This window comes from Micromonospora sediminicola (assembly GCF_900089585.1).
Taxonomy (GTDB): domain Bacteria; phylum Actinomycetota; class Actinomycetes; order Mycobacteriales; family Micromonosporaceae; genus Micromonospora; species Micromonospora sediminicola.
In genome coordinates, this window is the sequence record NZ_FLRH01000004.1 from 389,792 (window position 1) to 406,706 (window position 16,915).

At 73.5% G+C, this 16,915-nt stretch carries 13 protein-coding genes and 1 riboswitch; of the genes, 6 read left to right on the top strand and 7 right to left on the bottom strand.

Annotated elements, in window-relative coordinates:
* Positions 1-51 precede the first annotated feature (51 nt).
* Complete coding sequence (locus GA0070622_RS23190; protein ID WP_091578603.1) at positions 52-1,554, top strand: bifunctional cytidylyltransferase/SDR family oxidoreductase; 1,503 nt, start codon at positions 52-54, stop codon at positions 1,552-1,554.
* A gap of 19 nt (positions 1,555-1,573) precedes the next feature.
* Positions 1,574-3,250 carry a CDP-glycerol glycerophosphotransferase family protein gene (locus GA0070622_RS23195; RefSeq protein WP_091578605.1) on the top strand — a complete coding sequence of 559 codons (1,677 nt, stop codon included), beginning with the start codon at positions 1,574-1,576 and terminating at the stop codon, positions 3,248-3,250.
* Positions 3,251-3,295: 45 nt separating this feature from the next.
* Here the strand turns inward: GA0070622_RS23195 and GA0070622_RS23200 are convergent, their stop codons facing one another.
* Both GA0070622_RS23200 and GA0070622_RS23205 read right to left on the bottom strand, forming a co-directional pair.
* Positions 3,296-3,850, bottom strand: coding sequence for a dihydrofolate reductase family protein (locus GA0070622_RS23200; RefSeq protein WP_091578608.1), 555 nt, complete (start codon positions 3,848-3,850; stop codon positions 3,296-3,298).
* Between the two features lie 145 nt (positions 3,851-3,995).
* Positions 3,996-4,748 carry an alpha/beta fold hydrolase gene (locus GA0070622_RS23205; protein ID WP_091578611.1) on the bottom strand — a complete coding sequence of 251 codons (753 nt, stop codon included), beginning with the start codon at positions 4,746-4,748 and terminating at the stop codon, positions 3,996-3,998.
* A gap of 954 nt (positions 4,749-5,702) precedes the next feature.
* On the opposite strand from GA0070622_RS23205, the gene GA0070622_RS23210 reads away from it, so the two are divergent.
* Positions 5,703-6,254 carry a hypothetical protein gene (locus GA0070622_RS23210; protein WP_091578614.1) on the top strand — a complete coding sequence of 184 codons (552 nt, stop codon included), beginning with the start codon at positions 5,703-5,705 and terminating at the stop codon, positions 6,252-6,254.
* Between the two features lie 61 nt (positions 6,255-6,315).
* On the opposite strand, the gene GA0070622_RS23215 is transcribed toward GA0070622_RS23210, so the two are convergent.
* From GA0070622_RS23215 to GA0070622_RS23230, 4 genes are all read right to left on the bottom strand, one after another.
* Positions 6,316-7,167 (bottom strand): C39 family peptidase, encoded by an 852-nt coding sequence (locus GA0070622_RS23215; RefSeq protein WP_176710602.1) that lies wholly within the window; start codon positions 7,165-7,167, stop codon positions 6,316-6,318.
* Positions 7,168-7,363: 196 nt separating this feature from the next.
* A riboswitch (cyclic di-AMP (ydaO/yuaA leader) is annotated at positions 7,364-7,503 on the bottom strand.
* A gap of 306 nt (positions 7,504-7,809) precedes the next feature.
* Positions 7,810-8,574: a hypothetical protein gene (locus GA0070622_RS23220; protein WP_091578619.1), complete on the bottom strand. Its 765-nt coding sequence runs from the start codon at positions 8,572-8,574 to the stop codon at positions 7,810-7,812.
* Positions 8,575-8,723: 149 nt separating this feature from the next.
* A complete protein-coding gene (locus GA0070622_RS33505; RefSeq protein ID WP_091578621.1) occupies positions 8,724-9,083 on the bottom strand; it encodes a hypothetical protein in 360 nt (119 codons plus the stop codon).
* A gap of 80 nt (positions 9,084-9,163) precedes the next feature.
* Positions 9,164-10,348: an acyltransferase family protein gene (locus GA0070622_RS23230; protein WP_091578623.1), complete on the bottom strand. Its 1,185-nt coding sequence runs from the start codon at positions 10,346-10,348 to the stop codon at positions 9,164-9,166.
* Positions 10,349-10,495: 147 nt separating this feature from the next.
* Between GA0070622_RS23230 and GA0070622_RS23235 the strand changes: the two genes are divergently transcribed.
* The 3 genes from GA0070622_RS23235 to GA0070622_RS23245 all read left to right on the top strand — a co-directional run bounded on the left by GA0070622_RS23235 (position 10,496) and on the right by GA0070622_RS23245 (position 13,940).
* Positions 10,496-11,821, top strand: a complete 1,326-nt coding sequence (locus tag GA0070622_RS23235) for a polysaccharide pyruvyl transferase family protein (RefSeq protein WP_091583800.1) — start codon at positions 10,496-10,498, stop codon at positions 11,819-11,821.
* Positions 11,822-11,861: 40 nt separating this feature from the next.
* On the top strand, positions 11,862-12,506 hold the full coding sequence (locus GA0070622_RS23240; RefSeq protein ID WP_091578626.1) for an alpha-ketoglutarate-dependent dioxygenase AlkB: 645 nt from the start codon (positions 11,862-11,864) through the stop codon (positions 12,504-12,506).
* A 96-nt stretch (positions 12,507-12,602) separates the two neighbouring features.
* A complete protein-coding gene (locus GA0070622_RS23245; protein ID WP_091578629.1) occupies positions 12,603-13,940 on the top strand; it encodes a uracil-xanthine permease family protein in 1,338 nt (445 codons plus the stop codon).
* A gap of 466 nt (positions 13,941-14,406) precedes the next feature.
* On the opposite strand, the gene GA0070622_RS23250 is transcribed toward GA0070622_RS23245, so the two are convergent.
* Entirely contained in the window at positions 14,407-16,896 is a 2,490-nt protein-coding gene (locus GA0070622_RS23250; RefSeq protein ID WP_091578632.1) for a DNA gyrase/topoisomerase IV subunit A, read from the bottom strand.
* Positions 16,897-16,915: the final 19 nt, after the last annotated feature.

Below are 16,915 nucleotides of genomic sequence, written 5' to 3' on the forward strand. Positions count from 1 at the left end.
GCGTTAAGGTTTTCGGATCCATCCGCTTTTCACCCAGAGTGAGGTACGGCAATGACGCAGGACCACACCACCGCACCGGACGCCGCGCCGGCGAACCCGGCACCCTGGCGCCCCACGCGTACGGTGGCCGTGATCCTCGCCGGGGGCACCGGGACCCGCCTCGGCCTGGGCATCCCCAAGCAGCTGCTGAAGATCGCCGGTAAACCGATCATCGAGCACACCCTCGCCGTCTTCGAGGCCGCGCCGGAGATCGACGAGATCATCGTGCTGATGGCCACCGGCCACGTGGGCGACGCGGAGCGGATCGTGGCCGACGCCGGCTTCCGCAAGGTCACCAAGGTGATCGAGGGCGGCGAGACCCGCAACGACACCACCCGGATCGCGCTCGACGCGGTCGGCGAGGGCGACGTCAACATCCTCTTCCACGACGCGGTCCGCCCGCTGGTGAGCGCCCGCATCGTGCGAGAGTGCGTGAACGCGCTCTGGTCCTACGCCGCGGTCGACGTGGCGATCCCCTCCGCCGACACGATCATCCAGGTCGACGCGGACGACTGCATCACCGACATCCCGGTCCGCTCCCGCCTGCGCCGCGGCCAGACCCCGCAGGCGTTCCGCTCCGGCACCATCCGGGAGGCGTACCGCCGCGCCGAGGGCGACCCCGACTTCGCCGCCACCGACGACTGCGGCGTGGTGCTGCGCTACCTGCCGGGCACGCCGATCAAGGTGATCGACGGCTCGGACGAGAACATCAAGGTCACCCACCCGGTCGACGTGCACCTGGCCGACAAGCTCTTCCAGCTCGCCGCCGCCCAGGCCCCCCGGCTGACCCACGGCGGCTACGCCGAGGAGCTGACCGGCCGGACCATCGTGGTCTTCGGCGGCAGCTACGGCATCGGCCACGACCTGGCCGAGCTGGCCCGCCGCTACGGCGCCCAGGTGTTCCCGTTCAGCCGCTCCACCACCGGCACCCACGTCGAGCGCGCCGAGGACGTGGCCGCCGCGCTGAAGACCGCGTTCGAGGCGACCGGCCGGATCGACTACGTGGTGGTCACCGCCGGCATCCTGGAGAAGGGCGCGCTCGCCGAGATGGACGACGAGACGATGGACCGACTCCTGCACGTCAACTTCGTCGGTCCGGTCACCATCGCCCGCCAGTCGCTGCCCTACCTCCAGCAGACCAAGGGCCAGCTGCTGCTCTACACGTCCAGCTCCTACACCCGGGGCCGGGCGCGCTACGCGCTCTACTCGGCCACCAAGGCCGCGCTGGTCAACCTGACCCAGGCGCTCGCCGACGAGTGGGCGGAGTTCGGCGTACGGGTCAACTGCGTCAACCCGGAGCGCACCGCCACCCCGATGCGGACCCGGGCGTTCGGCGAGGAGCCGGAGCACACGCTGCTCTCCTCCGAGGCGGTCGCCCAGGCCTCCCTGGACGTGCTGATCTCCGAGCTGACCGGCCAGGTGGTCGACGTGCGCCGGGCCCCCGGCGAGCAGGTGGCCGCCGCCGTACCGGCCCAGCCGGGCCCGCACCGGTCCGAACTGTCCGCCGACGCCTGAACCCGACAGGACGTGCCAGATGCGTGGTGACCTGGTTCGCAAGCTGCTCGCCCGGGTGCTGACCACCGGGCTGGCGGTGCTGGCCTTCCTCGTCGTGGCGCTCACCGGCGCCACCGGCTGGGGTCTGGCCCTGGCCGGCGCGGCACTCGCCGCCACCGCCTGGGAGCGCCGGGTGCGGCCGTCCGCCGACGGCCTCGCCGAGACGGTGCTCGTCGCCGCCGGCATCCTGGTCGGCTACGCCCGGCGCCTCGACGACGGCTTCGACCCCGCGCTGGCCGCCGCCGCGCTGGTGCTGCTCGGCCTGGTGCTGCTGGTCGGACCGCTGCGCCAGGCCGGCGCGCTGGAGATCCGGGCGGCGAACCTCCCGGTCCGCACCTGGACGCCAGTGGTCGCCGCCCGGCTCGGCGACGCGCTGCTGGTGCTGCTCGCCGTGGTGGCGCTCGCCGCCGCCCTGACGATGCCGGCCTGGACGGCGTTGGCCGCCGCGCTGCTGGTCGGCGCCGGCTGCGGAGCGGTCGCGTTGGACCTCGCCCGGCGCCGGTTCCGCCCGCCTGCCGGCGGTGGGCCGGTCGGCCGGGCGTTGCGCCGCCACCAACCCGAGTTCGTGCTGCACTTCTCCGCGCCGCCCGGCTCGGAGTACCAGGTCACCATGTGGCTGCCGTACCTGGAACGGATCGGCCGCCCGTTCCTGGTGGTGCTGCGCGAACCGGAGCTCCTGCCCACGGTGGCCGCCGCGACCCGCGCCCCGGTGGTCCTCTGCCCCACGCTGGAGGCGCTGGACGAGGCGCTGGTGCCCAGCCTGCGGGTGGCGTTCTACGTCAACCACGGCGCGAAGAACGCCCACGTGATCCGGTTCAACCAGCTCACCCATGTGCAGCTGCACCACGGCGACAGCGACAAGGCCCCCAGCGCCAACCCGGTGTCGGCGATCTTCGACAAGATCTTCGTGGCCGGGCAGGCGGCGATCGACCGGTACGCCCGGGCCGGGGTGGACATCCCCGCCGACAAGTTCGTCGTGGTCGGCCGCCCCCAGGTCGAGGCCATCGAGGTACGCCGGGAGCCGGTCCTCGCCTCCGCGCACCCGACCGTCCTCTACACCCCCACCTGGACCGGACACCACGCCGACGCGAACTACTGCTCGCTGCCGGTGGCCGAGACGCTGATCCGCCGGCTGCTCGACCGGGGGGCGACGGTGATCCTGCGCGCCCACCCGTACACCGACAAGAACCCCGCCTCGGCGCGGCAGCTCGCCCGGCTCACCGAACTGCTCGCCGCCGACCGGGCGCGGACCGGCCGGTCCCACCTGTGGGGCGCGGCGGCGGCCCGGGAGCTGACGCTGACCGAGTGCGTCAACCGCGCCGACGCGCTGGTCTCGGACGTCTCCGGGGTCATCTCCGACTGGCTCTACTCCGGCAAGCCGTACGCGGTCACCGACACCGGCGCCGACGGGGAGCACTTCGTCGAGCGGTTCCCGCTGGCCGCCTCCGGCTACGTGCTGCGTCGCGACATGTCCAACGTGGACGAGGTGCTGGGCGCGCTGCTCGACACCGACCCGAAGGCCGCGGAGCGGTGGGCGGCCCGCACCCGCTACCTCGGCGACTTCCCGGCCGACCGGTACGCCGAGACGTTCCTCGCCGCCGCCCGCCGCGAGCTGGAGCCCGACTGGGCCGTGCCGGTCCCCCGCGCCGCCGTCTGAGGGGTGTTCCCGCTCAGGTGATCGCCGGCGACGGCCGCCCGTGATTCAGCGCGCGCGGCGGTAGCGCAGGGCGACCACGCCGTTACGGAGCGGCTCCGCCGAGAGCAGCTCGAGCCGGCGCGTGCCGGGCAGCCCGCCCTGGTGCAGCGTCGGGCCGTGGCCGGCGATCCTGGGATGGACGAGCATCTGATACTCGTCGATCAGGTCCAGCCGGTCGAGCTCGGTCGCGAGCCTGCCGCTTCCGAGGAGGACCCCGGCCGGGGTCTGGTCCTTGAGCCTCTGCACCCCGTCGCGCAGATCACCGGCGATGTGGTGGCTGTTGGTCCACGGGAAGTCCCGGCGCGTCGACGACACCACGTACTTGGGTTTGGCCTCCAGCCTGACCGCCCACTCGCGCTCGGCGGGCGGCGCCTGCTCGTCGCGGGCCACGGCCGGCCAGTAGCTCTCCATCATCTCGTAGGTGACGCGCCCCCACAGCATTGCCCCGGCCTCGTCCATGAGACGGGTGAAGAAGGCGTGCGTCTCGTCGTCGGCGATCCCCTCCCGGTGGTCGACGCAACCGTCCAGGGTGAGGTTGAGGCTGAAGATGAGCGCTCCCATGGCCGGCGAGTCTAGCCAGGACGGCGTCGGCCCGGGCGGACGTCGCCGGCTCGACACCCACGACCCGGACGGTTCACACATCCACGCCCGTCGCGCGCCGCCAACCAGGCGTACCGCCGGTCGTCGATGACGGCGACGCCCTGGTTCACAGGTAGGCGTCCAGCAGGGCGAGCACCGCCGCCGGGTCCTCCACGTGCGCATTGTGGCCCAGCCCGGGCAGTGTCGCCACCGGCACACCCAGCTCCTTGAGCTGCGCGTCGCTCACCATCGGGTCCAGCTCGCCGCGGGCCAGCAGCACCGGTACGTCGGTGGCGGCCAGCAACGCGGGCAGCCGCGGCTCCCCCACCGCGAACGCGGCCGGGTCCATCGCCAGCCGCCAGCGGCCGTCCTCCCGGCGCAGCCCCGCGTCGACCACCGGATGGTCGGGGGCGAACAGTCCGGCGAGCCCGGAGACGCGCAGGTAGCGGCGGGCCGCCTCGTCCCGGCTGGCGAACCAGGTCACCGGCCGCGCGGCCAACTCGGCCGACTTCGCCAGCTCCGCCGGCGACCAGACCACCTTGATGCCGAGGCCGACCACCGCGTCGACGGGCAGGCCCCGCTGCCGGGCGGCCAGCGCCAGCGCCACCACGCCCCCGAGCGAGTGCCCGAGCAGCACCAGCCGGTCCCGCGGACCGAATCGCTCGGTGACCGGCCCCAGCCCCTCCACCAGGCGCTGCGCCAGGCCCGCGAAGGAGTAGCCGGACAGCGGTGGCGACCAGCCGTGGCCGGCCAGGTCGGGGGCGAGCCATCGGCCGGGCCAGCGCCGCTCCAGCAGCGGCGCCCAGGGCAGCCACACCTCGCCGGTGGCACCCATGCCGTGCAGGAGCACCAGGTGACGGGTCCCCGTCGTATCGCCCATACGGCGCAGTCTGCCACCGGACGGACACGACGCGCGAGAGCCGACGCCTCCCGCAACCGTGGCACCCGCCGCCGGCGCGTCCGTCACCACGGGACGCCTTCCGGAGATTCGTCGACGATCGCGCCCTCGCCTCGGGCCCGCCGCCGGGAGACGGCCACGGACGCGGGCCGTGCTTCGTGGGCGTTGCCCGGCCTCGGACGGAACGGACGTCTGGTACGGCGTGACATACCGATGGCGTTCCACTCGCGGCGTCGGCTCACGGTGGGTGGAACGGGGTGCGTGTCTACCGGACCGGGATGCACCCATGACGTTCCACCGACGGGGCTGGCGGGCGCTGGGTGGAACGTCATGGGTGTCTCCGCGGCCGGGATGCACCCATGACGTTCCACCGACGGGGCTGGCGGCCGCTGGGTGGAACGCCATGGGTGTCTCCGCGGCCGGGATACACCCATGACGTTCCACCGACGGGGCTGGCGGCCGCTGGGTGGAACGCCATGGGTGTCTCCGCGGCCGGGATACACCCATGACGTTCCACCGGCCGGGTTGGCGGGCGCTGGGTGGAGCGTCACGGGTGTCTGCGGGTGTCCGGATGCACCCGTGGGCTTTCACCCGGGCGCGTGGGGTGCGGGTGGGTGTCCGGTTCGGTGGTGGTGGGCGGCACCCCGGGCGTGGAATCGGCGCCGGGTCGGCGGCGTTGTAGACGGGTGAACGACCGAGCAGGCAGCGAGCCCCCGAGCCGCCGCCCCGCCCACGGGAATGACGGTGGGCGGACGGTCGTTACACATCATCCCGGCGCCGCGACGAGGCCCCCCGCTCCGCGAGCCAGCCGGACATCCCCGGCCCCGTGAGCTGGCCCCCCGGCTCCACGAGCGTGCCGGATCCCTTCAAGACTTTTCGAGCGCCTGACGGTGCCCACACCCCCCCGGTGTGTTGACCCCCGAATGGAGCCCTCTCATGAACACGATCCTGCGCAAGAGCATCCTGGGTATCGCTGGTCTGGCCTTCACCGGTGGCGTGTTCGCCGGTCCGGTCGCCGCCCACGCCGACACCCCCGCCCACGCCGCCGCCAAGCCCGTCGCGGTCGCGTCCGTGCAGGGTGAGCAGTCCCGCATCACCCTGAACGACGAGCAGACCGCCAACGCCAAGGCGATCATCGCCGCCACGAAGAAGGCCGGCCTGCCCGAGCGGGCCGCGGTCATCTCGATCGCCACCGCCCTGCAGGAGTCGAAGCTGGAGAACCTCGGGCACCTCGGCGACAAGAATGACCACGACTCGCTGGGCCTGTTCCAGCAGCGCCCCTCCTCCGGTTGGGGCACGCCGGAGCAGATCACCGACCCCGAGTACTCCACCCTGGCCTTCCTCAAGGGCCTGAAGCAGGTCGACGGCTGGGACAAGATGCCCCTGACCGACGCCGCCCAGACCGTCCAGGTCTCCGCCTACCCCGACGCCTACGCCCAGTGGGAGAAGCAGGCCACCGACATCGTGAACCAGCACTGGACCAAGTAAGACCCACGCGAAGGCCGGCACCCCCAACAGGGTGCCGGCCTTTCGCGCGTCGTAAAAGGCGTCAGGCGGAGTAGCCGCGCGTCGCCATCCAGTTCGCCAGATCGATGGTGGTGACCCAGTACGAGGGCAGCGACGGGTCAGCCGAGTCGGCGATCCGGACGGTCCGGCCGTCGTTCTTGTAGCCGACCACCGCGATGTAGTGACCGCCCGGGAACGAGTGCCAGCCGCCGTTGGTGTCGGTGGCGTCGCCGGCGACGTTGGCGACGACCGCGCGGCCGTTGCTGACCGCCGTGACCACGTCGGCCTGGAGCCGGTCCATCTGGGCCGGGGTGGCCGCGCCCGGGATCATGCGGGTCCGGTACGGGTTGCCCTTGACCTGCTGGTTGAGCACGCGCGTGGTGTCCTCGGCCGAGTTGGTGCCCATCTCGGTGGTGCCGAGGGCGACGGCGAGCGTGTCCTGGCTCCGCTCGATGCCGTTGGCGCTGAGCGCGTTGCGCACCGCGGCCGGGCCGCAGTAGTAGTAGGTGGTCTGCGCCTGGTAGTCGTAGTCGAGCACCTTGCTCGCCGGCGGCTTCGGCTTGGGCTTCGGCTTGGTGTCCGGGTCGGTGGTGGCCTTGGCCGCCGGCTTCGCCGAGGGCGAGGCGGTGGGTGCGGCGCTGGGTGAGGCGCTCGGCGAGGGGACGGCGATGCGGGCCTCACCGCGGCTGGCGGCCTCGCCGAGGCGGGAGCCGAGTTCGGCGACCGCGACGGTGTTCTCCGACCGGGACGCGGTGTCGTCGGTGGCGGCGAGGGCGACACCGGTGCCGCCGGCCAACACGAGGGCGGCGGCCGAACCGGCGATGATCTGGTACGGGCGCTCGGTGGCGAGACGCCGCAGCTGACGCTTCAGGTGGTGCTTCACGGGTTCCTCCAGGGCGTGAGCGGCACACGCCGGCCCCCGCGCGGAGGACTTCACGCGCGTTCGACGGGGCGGGACGGCCGCGGGACGGGGCACCCGGACAGCCGGGCGCACACGGGGGGTCGGGTGGGCGTCGCCGTCAGGCGAGCGCCGGCACCACCGGGCCGTGGAGGTGGGGGGACGATCGGGGGGTGGTTCGCACGAGGAATGGAACTCCTTCCGTGGCCGCCGACCGGGTTAGCTGACGGATTCGGGCGGGAAGTACGCCCTACCGCGGGCCGTGGCTCGCGGATTCACCCCGGTGTTGCTGTGGGTCCCCGGTTCGTATGCACGATTAGGCGGGTCGGTGCGGCGTCGCCGTCTGCGATCGAAAACCGCACCGGACGCGCCGACACTACCGGTGGGTACGCCTCAAGCCAAGCGCTCCCACCTGCGTAAACATCGTCCGCGACTACGGATATCGGAACAGCCGGTTACTGACTTCACTCAATGGGGGCAAGGGTTCGAGCCGGCATCGGAAGGCGAAAAGCGGGCATTCGACCGGCCGACGCCCCGCAATTGTCGGGTCCGCTGACCGGTTGTGCGCCGAGCGCCCGTTTCCGGGCCGCACGTGAGCGGGCTCACCGCATTCGGGTAACGATTCGGCGGAGACGCCACTCAGCCGACCCGGGCCGGCCGCCAGCGGGCGCCGCGGACGACGGTGGGCACCGGGACTCGGCTGGCCGACGCGACGCGGGGGGCGGGCGACGGCCGCACCGCGGCGGCCGCCGCGTAGGTCTCGGCGGCCAGCGTCCGCGCCGCGTCGGCGGCGAGCTCCGCGTCCCGCCAGGCCTGTCGCTCCCGCTCGGCGGCCGCCTCCCAGGCCGCCCGTCGGCCGTCACGGATCGTCCGGGCCAGCACGATCTCCTGCTCAGCCGGATGGCGACGCGGGTCCCACCCGTTGCGGTGGGCCAGCACGTCCGCGAGCTGCCGGGCGGTCAGGTCGCCCCGCCAGTGCGCCGCCATGGCGGCGTGGTGCAGCCAGCGCTCCCGCGCCGCGTACTCGGACGGGGTGTGTGGCGTGCGCGGCGCGGGCAGCGCGGCGGCGCCGGCCAGGCGGCGGGCGGCCGCCTCCGCCTCGTCGAAGGCCACCCAGGCCCGCTCCGCCTCGTCCTGGACGGCCAGCCACCGCTCGCGTCGCCGGCGGGCGGTCTGGGCGGCTCCGGCGGCGGCCACCGCCACCTCGTCGGCGTAGCGGGCGAGGTCCGCCCGGTGCAGCGCCTCCGCGTCGACCGGATCGGGTTCGAGGTCCGCCGCGCCGTCGCGGTCGGGGCGGGCGACGAGCACGGCGAGCAGGCCGAAGGCGGACACGAGCAGGGCCGACCAGATCGCGGCGGCCTCGGGGACGGCGGTGAGGAAGTGGTAGAGAACGGTCTGCGACATGGTCGGCACCTCACGGAGAAGACGTGGCGGGAAGGTCGCACGCCGGTCGGGGCGGGGCGCGGCCGCGGAACGGGCGCCGCCGGGCCGCCGAGGCGGGTGCGGGGTGAGGTTCGGTGGGTGCGGGGACGGGCCGGGGACCGCCCGTGCGGTCAGCGGGCGGGCGGGGCCCGGGGGCCGACCGGCGCCGGGTGCCGACCGGCCGGGACCGGCTCCCGGTGGCCGGGCCGCGCGACCGCGTCCCGGGGCGCGGGCTCCGGGACGCCGGTGGAGGGGGCCGGCCGCTCGGCGACGTCGACACGGCCCGGCCGCGCGGCGACCGGCGTGTCAGTCGGGGTACGCGACGTCAGGCCGACGGCCGGGCCGGCCGGCGTCGGGACGGCCGTGGCGACCCCGGCGGGCAGTGTCGTAGCGCCGAGCGAGCAGGCGACGACCACGGCCAGGCTGGCCAACATGCGTGCCGCCCAGCGCGCCACCCACCACACGGGACAGGTGAGCGCGATCGGAAGCACGGGTACAAATTACCGCCGATCCCACCGCCGCGCACTCTCGGTCGGCGTGTCGTGACACCACCGACCAGGGTGGACGCGCCTCAGTCGGGGCCACGCCGCCCGGCGTACTCGATCGGGGTGGGGGCGCCGGCGTCGGCGGGTGACCTCGGCGCCGGCACGGACCGCGCCGGCGCGGCGGCGGCCGGCGTGGGGCGGGGCCGGCGCGGGCCGAGACGCCGCATCATCGGCACCTCCACCCAGCGGTGCAGGGCGGCGGCGAGCGCCAGGTTGAGCAGCAGGAAGCCGAGCACCGCGAGCGGGCCCCGCCACCCGGGCAGCCCGGTGCCCCAGTCGCCGGTGAGCCGCAGCACGGTCACCATGACCAGCACGTGGACCAGGTAGAAGGCGAAGGAGACCTCGCCCAGCCAGACCATCGTGCGGGACCGCCAGGGGGTCCACCGGCCCCGCACGTCGGCCTGCGCCGCCGCGGTGATCACCAGCAGGTACGCCACCGCGAGCAGCGCCGCCCAGAACTCGGCCCGGACCCAGAACGCGGCGACCACCCAGGTGCCGACGAAGAGCAGGCTGGCCACGGTCAGGTCGGGGCCGCGCCAGCGGTTGCGGCGCATCAGCTCGGCGGCGGCCGCGCCCATCCAGAACTCGAAGGACCGGGTGACCGGGAAGATCTGGGTGAACCACCACCGCTGCTCCTCGGGCACCAACTGCTGCCCGGGCCACAGGGCGAGGATGAGCAGCGGCGCGGCGACCAGCACGACCCGCAGCGCCCGGGTACGGGCCCGACGCAGCCACGGCACCGCGAGCGGCAGGCACAGGTAGAAGGCCAGCTCGCAGGAGAGCGACCAGCTCACGTTGTTGACGCTGTAGAAGTAGCCGCCGAACGGGATCCACGCCTGGACCAGGAGGAGGTTGCCGAGGGCGGCCAGCCGCGGCACCGGGTCGGCGAACCAGGCCGCCACGGCCAGCGCCGCCAGGAAGGTGACCACGTGGTTCGGGTAGATCTTGGCGACCCGGCGCCACAGGAACGTCCGCCCCGGCTCGCCGTCGCGGTACGACCAGACCAGCACGAATCCACTGAGGATGAAGAAGAACTCGACCCCGGACAGGCCCAGGCTGAACGCCTTGTCGACCACCGCCTTGAGATCCGGCTCGGCGACGATCCGCATGGTGCCCGCGTGGAAGCCGAAGACCAGCAGAGCGGCGACCCAGCGCAACCCGGTCAGCGACGGCAGGCGCGGAGCGCGGGTGGTGGTCGGCGCACTGGTCATTCCGGGCACCCTACCCGCCGGGAGGAGCGGGGTGCCGAGGCCCGGCCGGGCCCCGGCGGGCGGCGGATAGGATTTCCGTTCCTGCCCGAGCGGACGCCCACCCGGCCCGCCGGACACGCCGTGCCAGTACGGAAGGTGACCAACCGGATGCACCAGCGGATCCTGCTCCGCGCCCGCAAGGGCCCGTTCGACGTCCTCACGCCGGAGGAGACGTTCGCCGGCAACTGGATCGGCGACAACACGGGCAACCTGGTCTTCAGCCACGCCGCGCACAAGCTGCTGGCCACCTCCACGGCGGAGATCACCGCGACCCGCAGCCCGGCCGACCCGCGCCTCGCCGACGAGATCAACGAACGGTACGACGTGTTCGTGGTCCCGCTGGCCAACGCCTTCCGCCGCAGCTTCGTGCACCGCCTCACCCCGATGACCCGGCTGATCGAGCGCCTGAAGATCCCGGTGGTGGTCCTCGGGGTCGGCGTGCAGACGAACGTCGACGGCGACCGGGAGTACCTGCGGCAGATCGACGAGCCGGTCAGCGCGTTCTGCCGGGCCGTGCTCGACCGGTCGCACAGCATCGGCGTACGCGGCGAGGTGACCGAGAGCTACCTGCGGACGCTCGGCTTCTCCGCGGTGGAGCAGATCGGCTGCCCGTCGATGTTCCTGCACGGCGACGCGTTCCGGCTGGACAAGCCCCGGGCCGAGCTGAGCACCGACGACCGGGTCGCGCTGACCATCTCCCCGTACGTCGCCTCGATGGCCGCCGTCGTCCGCCACCACCGGGAGCGCTACCCGAACCTCTGCTACGTGCCGCAGGACCTGCGCACCCTGGGCACCCTGCTCTACGGCGACGCGCCCGAACACCGGGGCAAGAGCGGCGAGATGCCGCTGCACACCTCGCACCCCCTCTTCGTCGAGGACAAGGTGCGGATGTTCGTCGACCCGTGGACCTGGATGGCGCACCTGGCCGACTACGACTTCGCCTTCGGCACCCGGATCCACGGCACCATCACCGCGCTGATCTCCGGCACCCCCGGCTACCTCTTCGCGCACGACTCGCGCACGCTGGAACTGGCCCGCTACTTCGACATCCCGCACCGGATCATGCGGGACGTGCCCGCCGACGTCGACGCCGCCGACCTCTACGCGGAGGCCGACTACACCGCGCTCAACTCCGGCCACAAGGCCCGCTTCGCGACGATCACCGCGTTCCTGGCCAAGCACGACCTCGGCACGTCGTTCGCCGACGGCGACAGCGCCGCCCGGTTCGACCAGCGGGTCCGCGAGACGGTGTTCCCGCCGGCGGTCCGCCCGGTCGGCGCCGCCCCGCGCGAGGAGCTGCTGAGCCGCATCGAGCGGCTGCGCGACGACAACCGCGCGCTCGCCGACACCGTCGACGCGCTGCGCGCCCAGGGGCTGCGCGAGCGGATCAAGCAGGCCGTACCGGGCCCGGTCCGCCGGATGCTGGGCCGCTGACCGTCGTACGCCTGTTCGATTCCGGGGTACGATCGGCGGCGTGTCCGACGTCGCGTACCAGCCCTCGATGCTCGACCTGGCCGAGCAGGGCCCGACCCTGGGCCCGCTCGCCGGGCCGACCGGGCCGCGCCGCCACGAGCTGAGCCGAGGCGCCTGGGTCGACCACCTGCCCGGCTGGGTGCGCGGCTCCGACGCGGTGCTCGACACGCTGCGGCGCGATGTCCCGTGGCGGGCCGAGCGCCGCACCATGTACGACACCGAGGTCGACGTGCCACGCCTGCTCTGCTGGTATGCCGCCGGCCGCCCGCTGCCGCACCCGGTGCTCACCGCCGCGCGCGACGCCCTGACCCGGCACTACGCGCCTGAACTGGGCGAGCCGTTCGTCACCGCCGGCATGTGCCTCTACCGCGACGGCCGGGACAGCGTCGCCTGGCACGGCGACACCCAGGGCCGCTCCGCGCACACCGACACGATGGTGGCGATCGTCTCGTTCGGCTCCCCCCGTCAGTTGCTGCTGCGTCCGCGCGGCGGCGGTGGCACCAGCCTGCGCTTCCCCCTCGGTCACGGCGACCTGGTGGTGATGGGCGGCTCCTGCCAGCGCACCTGGGAGCACGCCGTGCCGAAGACCGCCCGCCCGGTCGGCCCCCGGGTCAGCGTCCAGTTCCGACCCGCCGGGGTGGCCTGACCACCGGCCCGGGACCTCCCGTGGGCCGACTCCGTGCTAGAAACAACTCCCAGGGTCGATCACGCCCCCGTCACCCGACGACGGAAAGGGCGACCGATGACCCAGTCCCCCACCACCCGCCGGTCCCCGTGGGCCCTGCACGGCGACGGCCGCTCGGTACGCCCCGGCGACGTGGTCCGCCCCGACGAACGGCTCTCCTGGCCGCGCACCGTCGGCGTGGGCGTGCAGCACGTGGTCGCCATGTTCGGCGCCACCTTCACGGTTCCGCTGATCACCGGCTTCCCGCCCGCCACCACGCTCTTCTTCTCCGGCATCGGCACGCTGCTGTTCCTGCTGATCACCGGCAACCGGCTGCCGTCGTACCTCGGGTCGTCGTTCGCGTTCATCGCGCCGGTCCTGGCGGCCAAGACCGGCGGCGGGATCGGCGCCGCGCTCGGCGGCATCGTCGTCGCCGGCGTCGCGCTCGCCCTGGTCGGCGTGGTGGTCCACCTGGCCGGGGCCCGCTGGATCGACGCGCTGATGCCCCCGGTGGTCACCGGCGCGATCGTCGCGCTGATCGGCCTGAACCTCGCGCCGGTCGCCTGGGACGGCGGCGGCGCCGGCACCGGCGTCAAGGCGCAACCGCTGATCGCCCTGGTCACCCTGGCCGCGATCCTGGTCACCACCGTCGTCTTCCGCGGTTTCCTGGCCCGGCTGTCGATCCTGCTCGGCGTGGTGGTCGGCTGGGTGCTCGCCGCGCTGACCGGTCAGCTCGACCAGCAGGCGGTCAACGGACTGAAGCAGGCCGCCTGGGTGGGGCTGCCGGAGTTCCACACGCCGAGCTTCAGCCTCCGGGCCGTGGTCCTGGTCATCCCGGTGATCCTGGTGCTGATCGCGGAGAACGCGGGGCACGTCAAGGCGGTCGCCGCGATGACCGGCCGCAACCTCGACCGGGACATGGGCCGCGCTTTCCTCGGCGACGGCGTCGCCACCGTGCTCGCCGGCTCCGGCGGCGGCTCCGGCACCACCACGTACGCGGAGAACATCGGCGTGATGGCCGCCACCCGGGTCTACTCGACGGCCGCCTACTGGGTGGCCGGCGGCACCGCGATCCTGCTCGGGCTCTGCCCGAAGTTCGGCGCGCTGATCCTCACCGTGCCGGCCGGCGTGCTCGGCGGGGCCACCACCGCGTTGTACGGCCTGATCGCCATCCTGGGGGCCCGGATCTGGATCGAGGGGCGGGTCGACTTCCACGACCCGGTCAACCTGCTGACCGCCGCGGTCGCGGTGATCGTCGGCGCCGCCAACTACACGCTCACCGCCGGGGACCTGTCCTTCAACGGCATCGCCCTGGGCACCGCCGCCGCGCTGGTGATCTATCACGGCATGCGCCTGATCGCCCGCCTGCGCGGCACCACCCCGGAGTCCCGCCGAGGCCCCGAACCCGAACTCTGACCGGAAGCCGGCCGGGTCGGCCGGGCCGAGGCGGGTCGACCGGGCCGAGGCGGGTCGGCCGGGCCGAGGCGGGTCGACCGGGCCGAGGCGGGTCGGCCGGGCCGAGGCGGGTCGGCCGGGCCGAGGCGGGTCGGCCGGGCCGGACCGGGCCGGCTCCGCAGGGCCGGGGCCGCGGCGGCGCGCCTGCGCGAGGAACAGGTGCTCCGGGACCGGGACACCCACGGCTTCTCCCGCGGGACGGTTGACCATCGTCGGCCGATATACCGCTGAGTCATATTTATGACCCAGCGGTATATCGCTCTCTGGTGGTGTGCTCGCCCGCGCGGCTACCGACGGTGAGCATTCCGCCCGACGGCTGCCGCCCGTGCCCGATGCGGGCACCGGTCGCGGGTCGGTTCGGCCGGTCGAGGATGGCGCTGAACCGCTGCTCGGCGAGGCCGAGCCCCGCCGGGCGGGCGGGTGTGGGTCAGTCGCGGTCGATGTGGTGGCCGACCACGGTGGGGCCGAGCATCACGGCGAAACCGGAGCCGTCGCGGCGCGGGTCGGCCGGCGGCAGCTCCACCGGGTCGCCGTTGGCCGTGGCGCCCACCGGGCGGGGGCCGATCCAGGCCACCGACAGGTCCGTCTCACCCTTGAGGAACCGCTGGGCCCGTACGCCGCCGGTCGCCCGGCCCTTCGCCGGATAGGCCTTGAACGGCGTCACCTTCACCGTGGCGCCGGTCGAGGTGACCACCATCGGCTCGCCGTGCGTCGCGTCGTCGGTGCGGACCGCGCCGAAGAAGACCACCCGAGCGTCGGCCGGCAGGCTGATGCCGGCCATCCCGCCCCCCTTGAGACCCTGCGGCCGGACCAGGGACGCCGGGAAACGCAGCAGCGCCGCCTCCGAGGAGACGAACGCCAGCGTCTCGGCGGCGTCGGTCAGCCAGGTCGCCCCGACCACCTCGTCGCCGTCACGCAGCGAGATCACCTCGAACTCGTCCGAGCGGACCGGCCAGTCCGGCGCGCAGACCTTCACCACGCCCTGCCGGGTGCCGAGCGCCAGGCCGGGTGACCCCGGCGCGGACGGACCCAGCGGGGCCAGCCCGACGACCGTCTCCCCCGGCTCCAACGGCACCAGCTCGGCGGCCGACATGCCGCCGCGCAGCGAGACGGTGCCGGACTGCTCCGGCAGCACCGGCAACGGCAGGACGTCGATCTTGAACGCCCGGCCGGCGCTGGTCACCACCAGCACCCGGCCGCGGGCCGTGGAGTGGACGACGGCGCGTACCGCGTCGTGCTTGACCCGGCCGCTGCGCCGGCGCGCCTCGGCGGCCTCCTCCGACTCGGCCGCGGTGCGGGCCACCAGGCCGGTGGCGGAGAGGATCACCTGGCACGGGTCGTCGGCGACCTCCAGCGGGCCGGCCGGCACCGATGCCGCGAGGACCTCCTTGAGATCGCCGTCGACGAGCGTGGTGCGCCGCTCGGCGCCGAACTGCTTGACCACCGCGGCCAGCTCGTCCGAGACCAGCTTCCGCAGCACCTTCGGGTCGTCGAGGATCTTCGACAGCTCGGCGATCTCGCCGCGCAGCTTCTCCTGCTCCGCCTCCAGCTCCAGCCGGTCGTACCTGGTGAGCCGACGCAGCGGGGTGTCCAGGATGTAGCCGGCCTGAATCTCGGAGAGCTTGAACTTCTGCATCAGGCCGTCCTTGGCCGCCTGGGCGTCCTCGCTCGCCCGGATCAGCTTGACCACCCGGTCGATGTCGAGCAGCGCGACCAGCAGGCCGTCGACCAGGTGCAGCCGCTCCTCCCGCTTGCGCTTGCGGTAGGAGCTGCGGCGGGTCACCACCTCGTAGCGGTGCGACAGGAACACCTCGAGCAGCTCCTTGAGCCCGAGCGTGCGCGGCTGGCCGTCCACCAGCACCAGGTTGTTCACGCCGAACGACTGCTCCAGCGGGGTGAGCCGGTAGAGGTCGGCCAGCAGCGCCTGCGGGTTGACGCCGACCTTGCACTCGACGACGAGGCGGGTGCCGTTCTCTCGGTCGGTCAGGTCCTTGACGTCGGCGATGCCGGTCAGCCGCTTGGTCTTGTTGACCTCGTTGGTGATGGCCGCGATGACCTTCTCGGCGCCCACGCCGTAGGGCAGCTCGGTGACGGTGATGGCCTGCCGGCCGCGGCTGCCCTCCAGCGGGCCGATCTGCACCCGGCCGCGCATCCGCACCACACCGCGCCCGGTCTCGTACGCCCGGCGCACCTCGTCCAGGCCGAGCAGCAGCCCGCCGGTGGGCAGGTCGGGCCCGGGCACGAACTCCATGAGCTTGTCCAGCGTGGCGTCCGGGTGGTTGATCAGCCAGCGGGCGGCCTGCACCACCTCGCCCAGGTTGTGCGGGATCATGTTGGTCGCCATGCCGACCGCGATCCCGGACGCGCCGTTGACCAGCAGGTTCGGGAAGGCCGCCGGCAGCACGGTGGGCTGGGTCAGCGAACCGTCGTAGTTGGGCTCGACGTCGACGGTGTCCTCACCCAGCTCGCCGGTGAGCAGCATCGCCTCCCGCGACATCCGGGCCTCGGTGTAGCGCGCCGCCGCCGGTCCGTCGTCCGGGGACCCGAAGTTGCCGTGCCCGTCGATGAGCGGGACGTTGAGCGAGAAGTCCTGCGCCAGCCGCACCATCGCGTCGTAGATCGCGGTGTCGCCGTGCGGGTGGTACTTGCCCATGACGTCACCGACGATCCGGGCGCTCTTGACGTGGCCCCGGTCCGGGCGGTGGCCCTGCTCGTACATCGACCAGAGGATGCGCCGGTGCACCGGCTTGAGCCCGTCCCGGGCGTCCGGCAGAGCCCGGGAGTGGATGACCGAGAACGCGTACTCCAGGTAGGAGTCCGAGACCTCGGTGACCAACGGGTTGTCGAAGACCCGGGCGCCGGCCTGGTCGAAGGCGGAGAGGTCCGCCTTGGCGCGGTCGTCCTTGCGGCGTGCCATGGTGCAGCTTCCTTCCGAA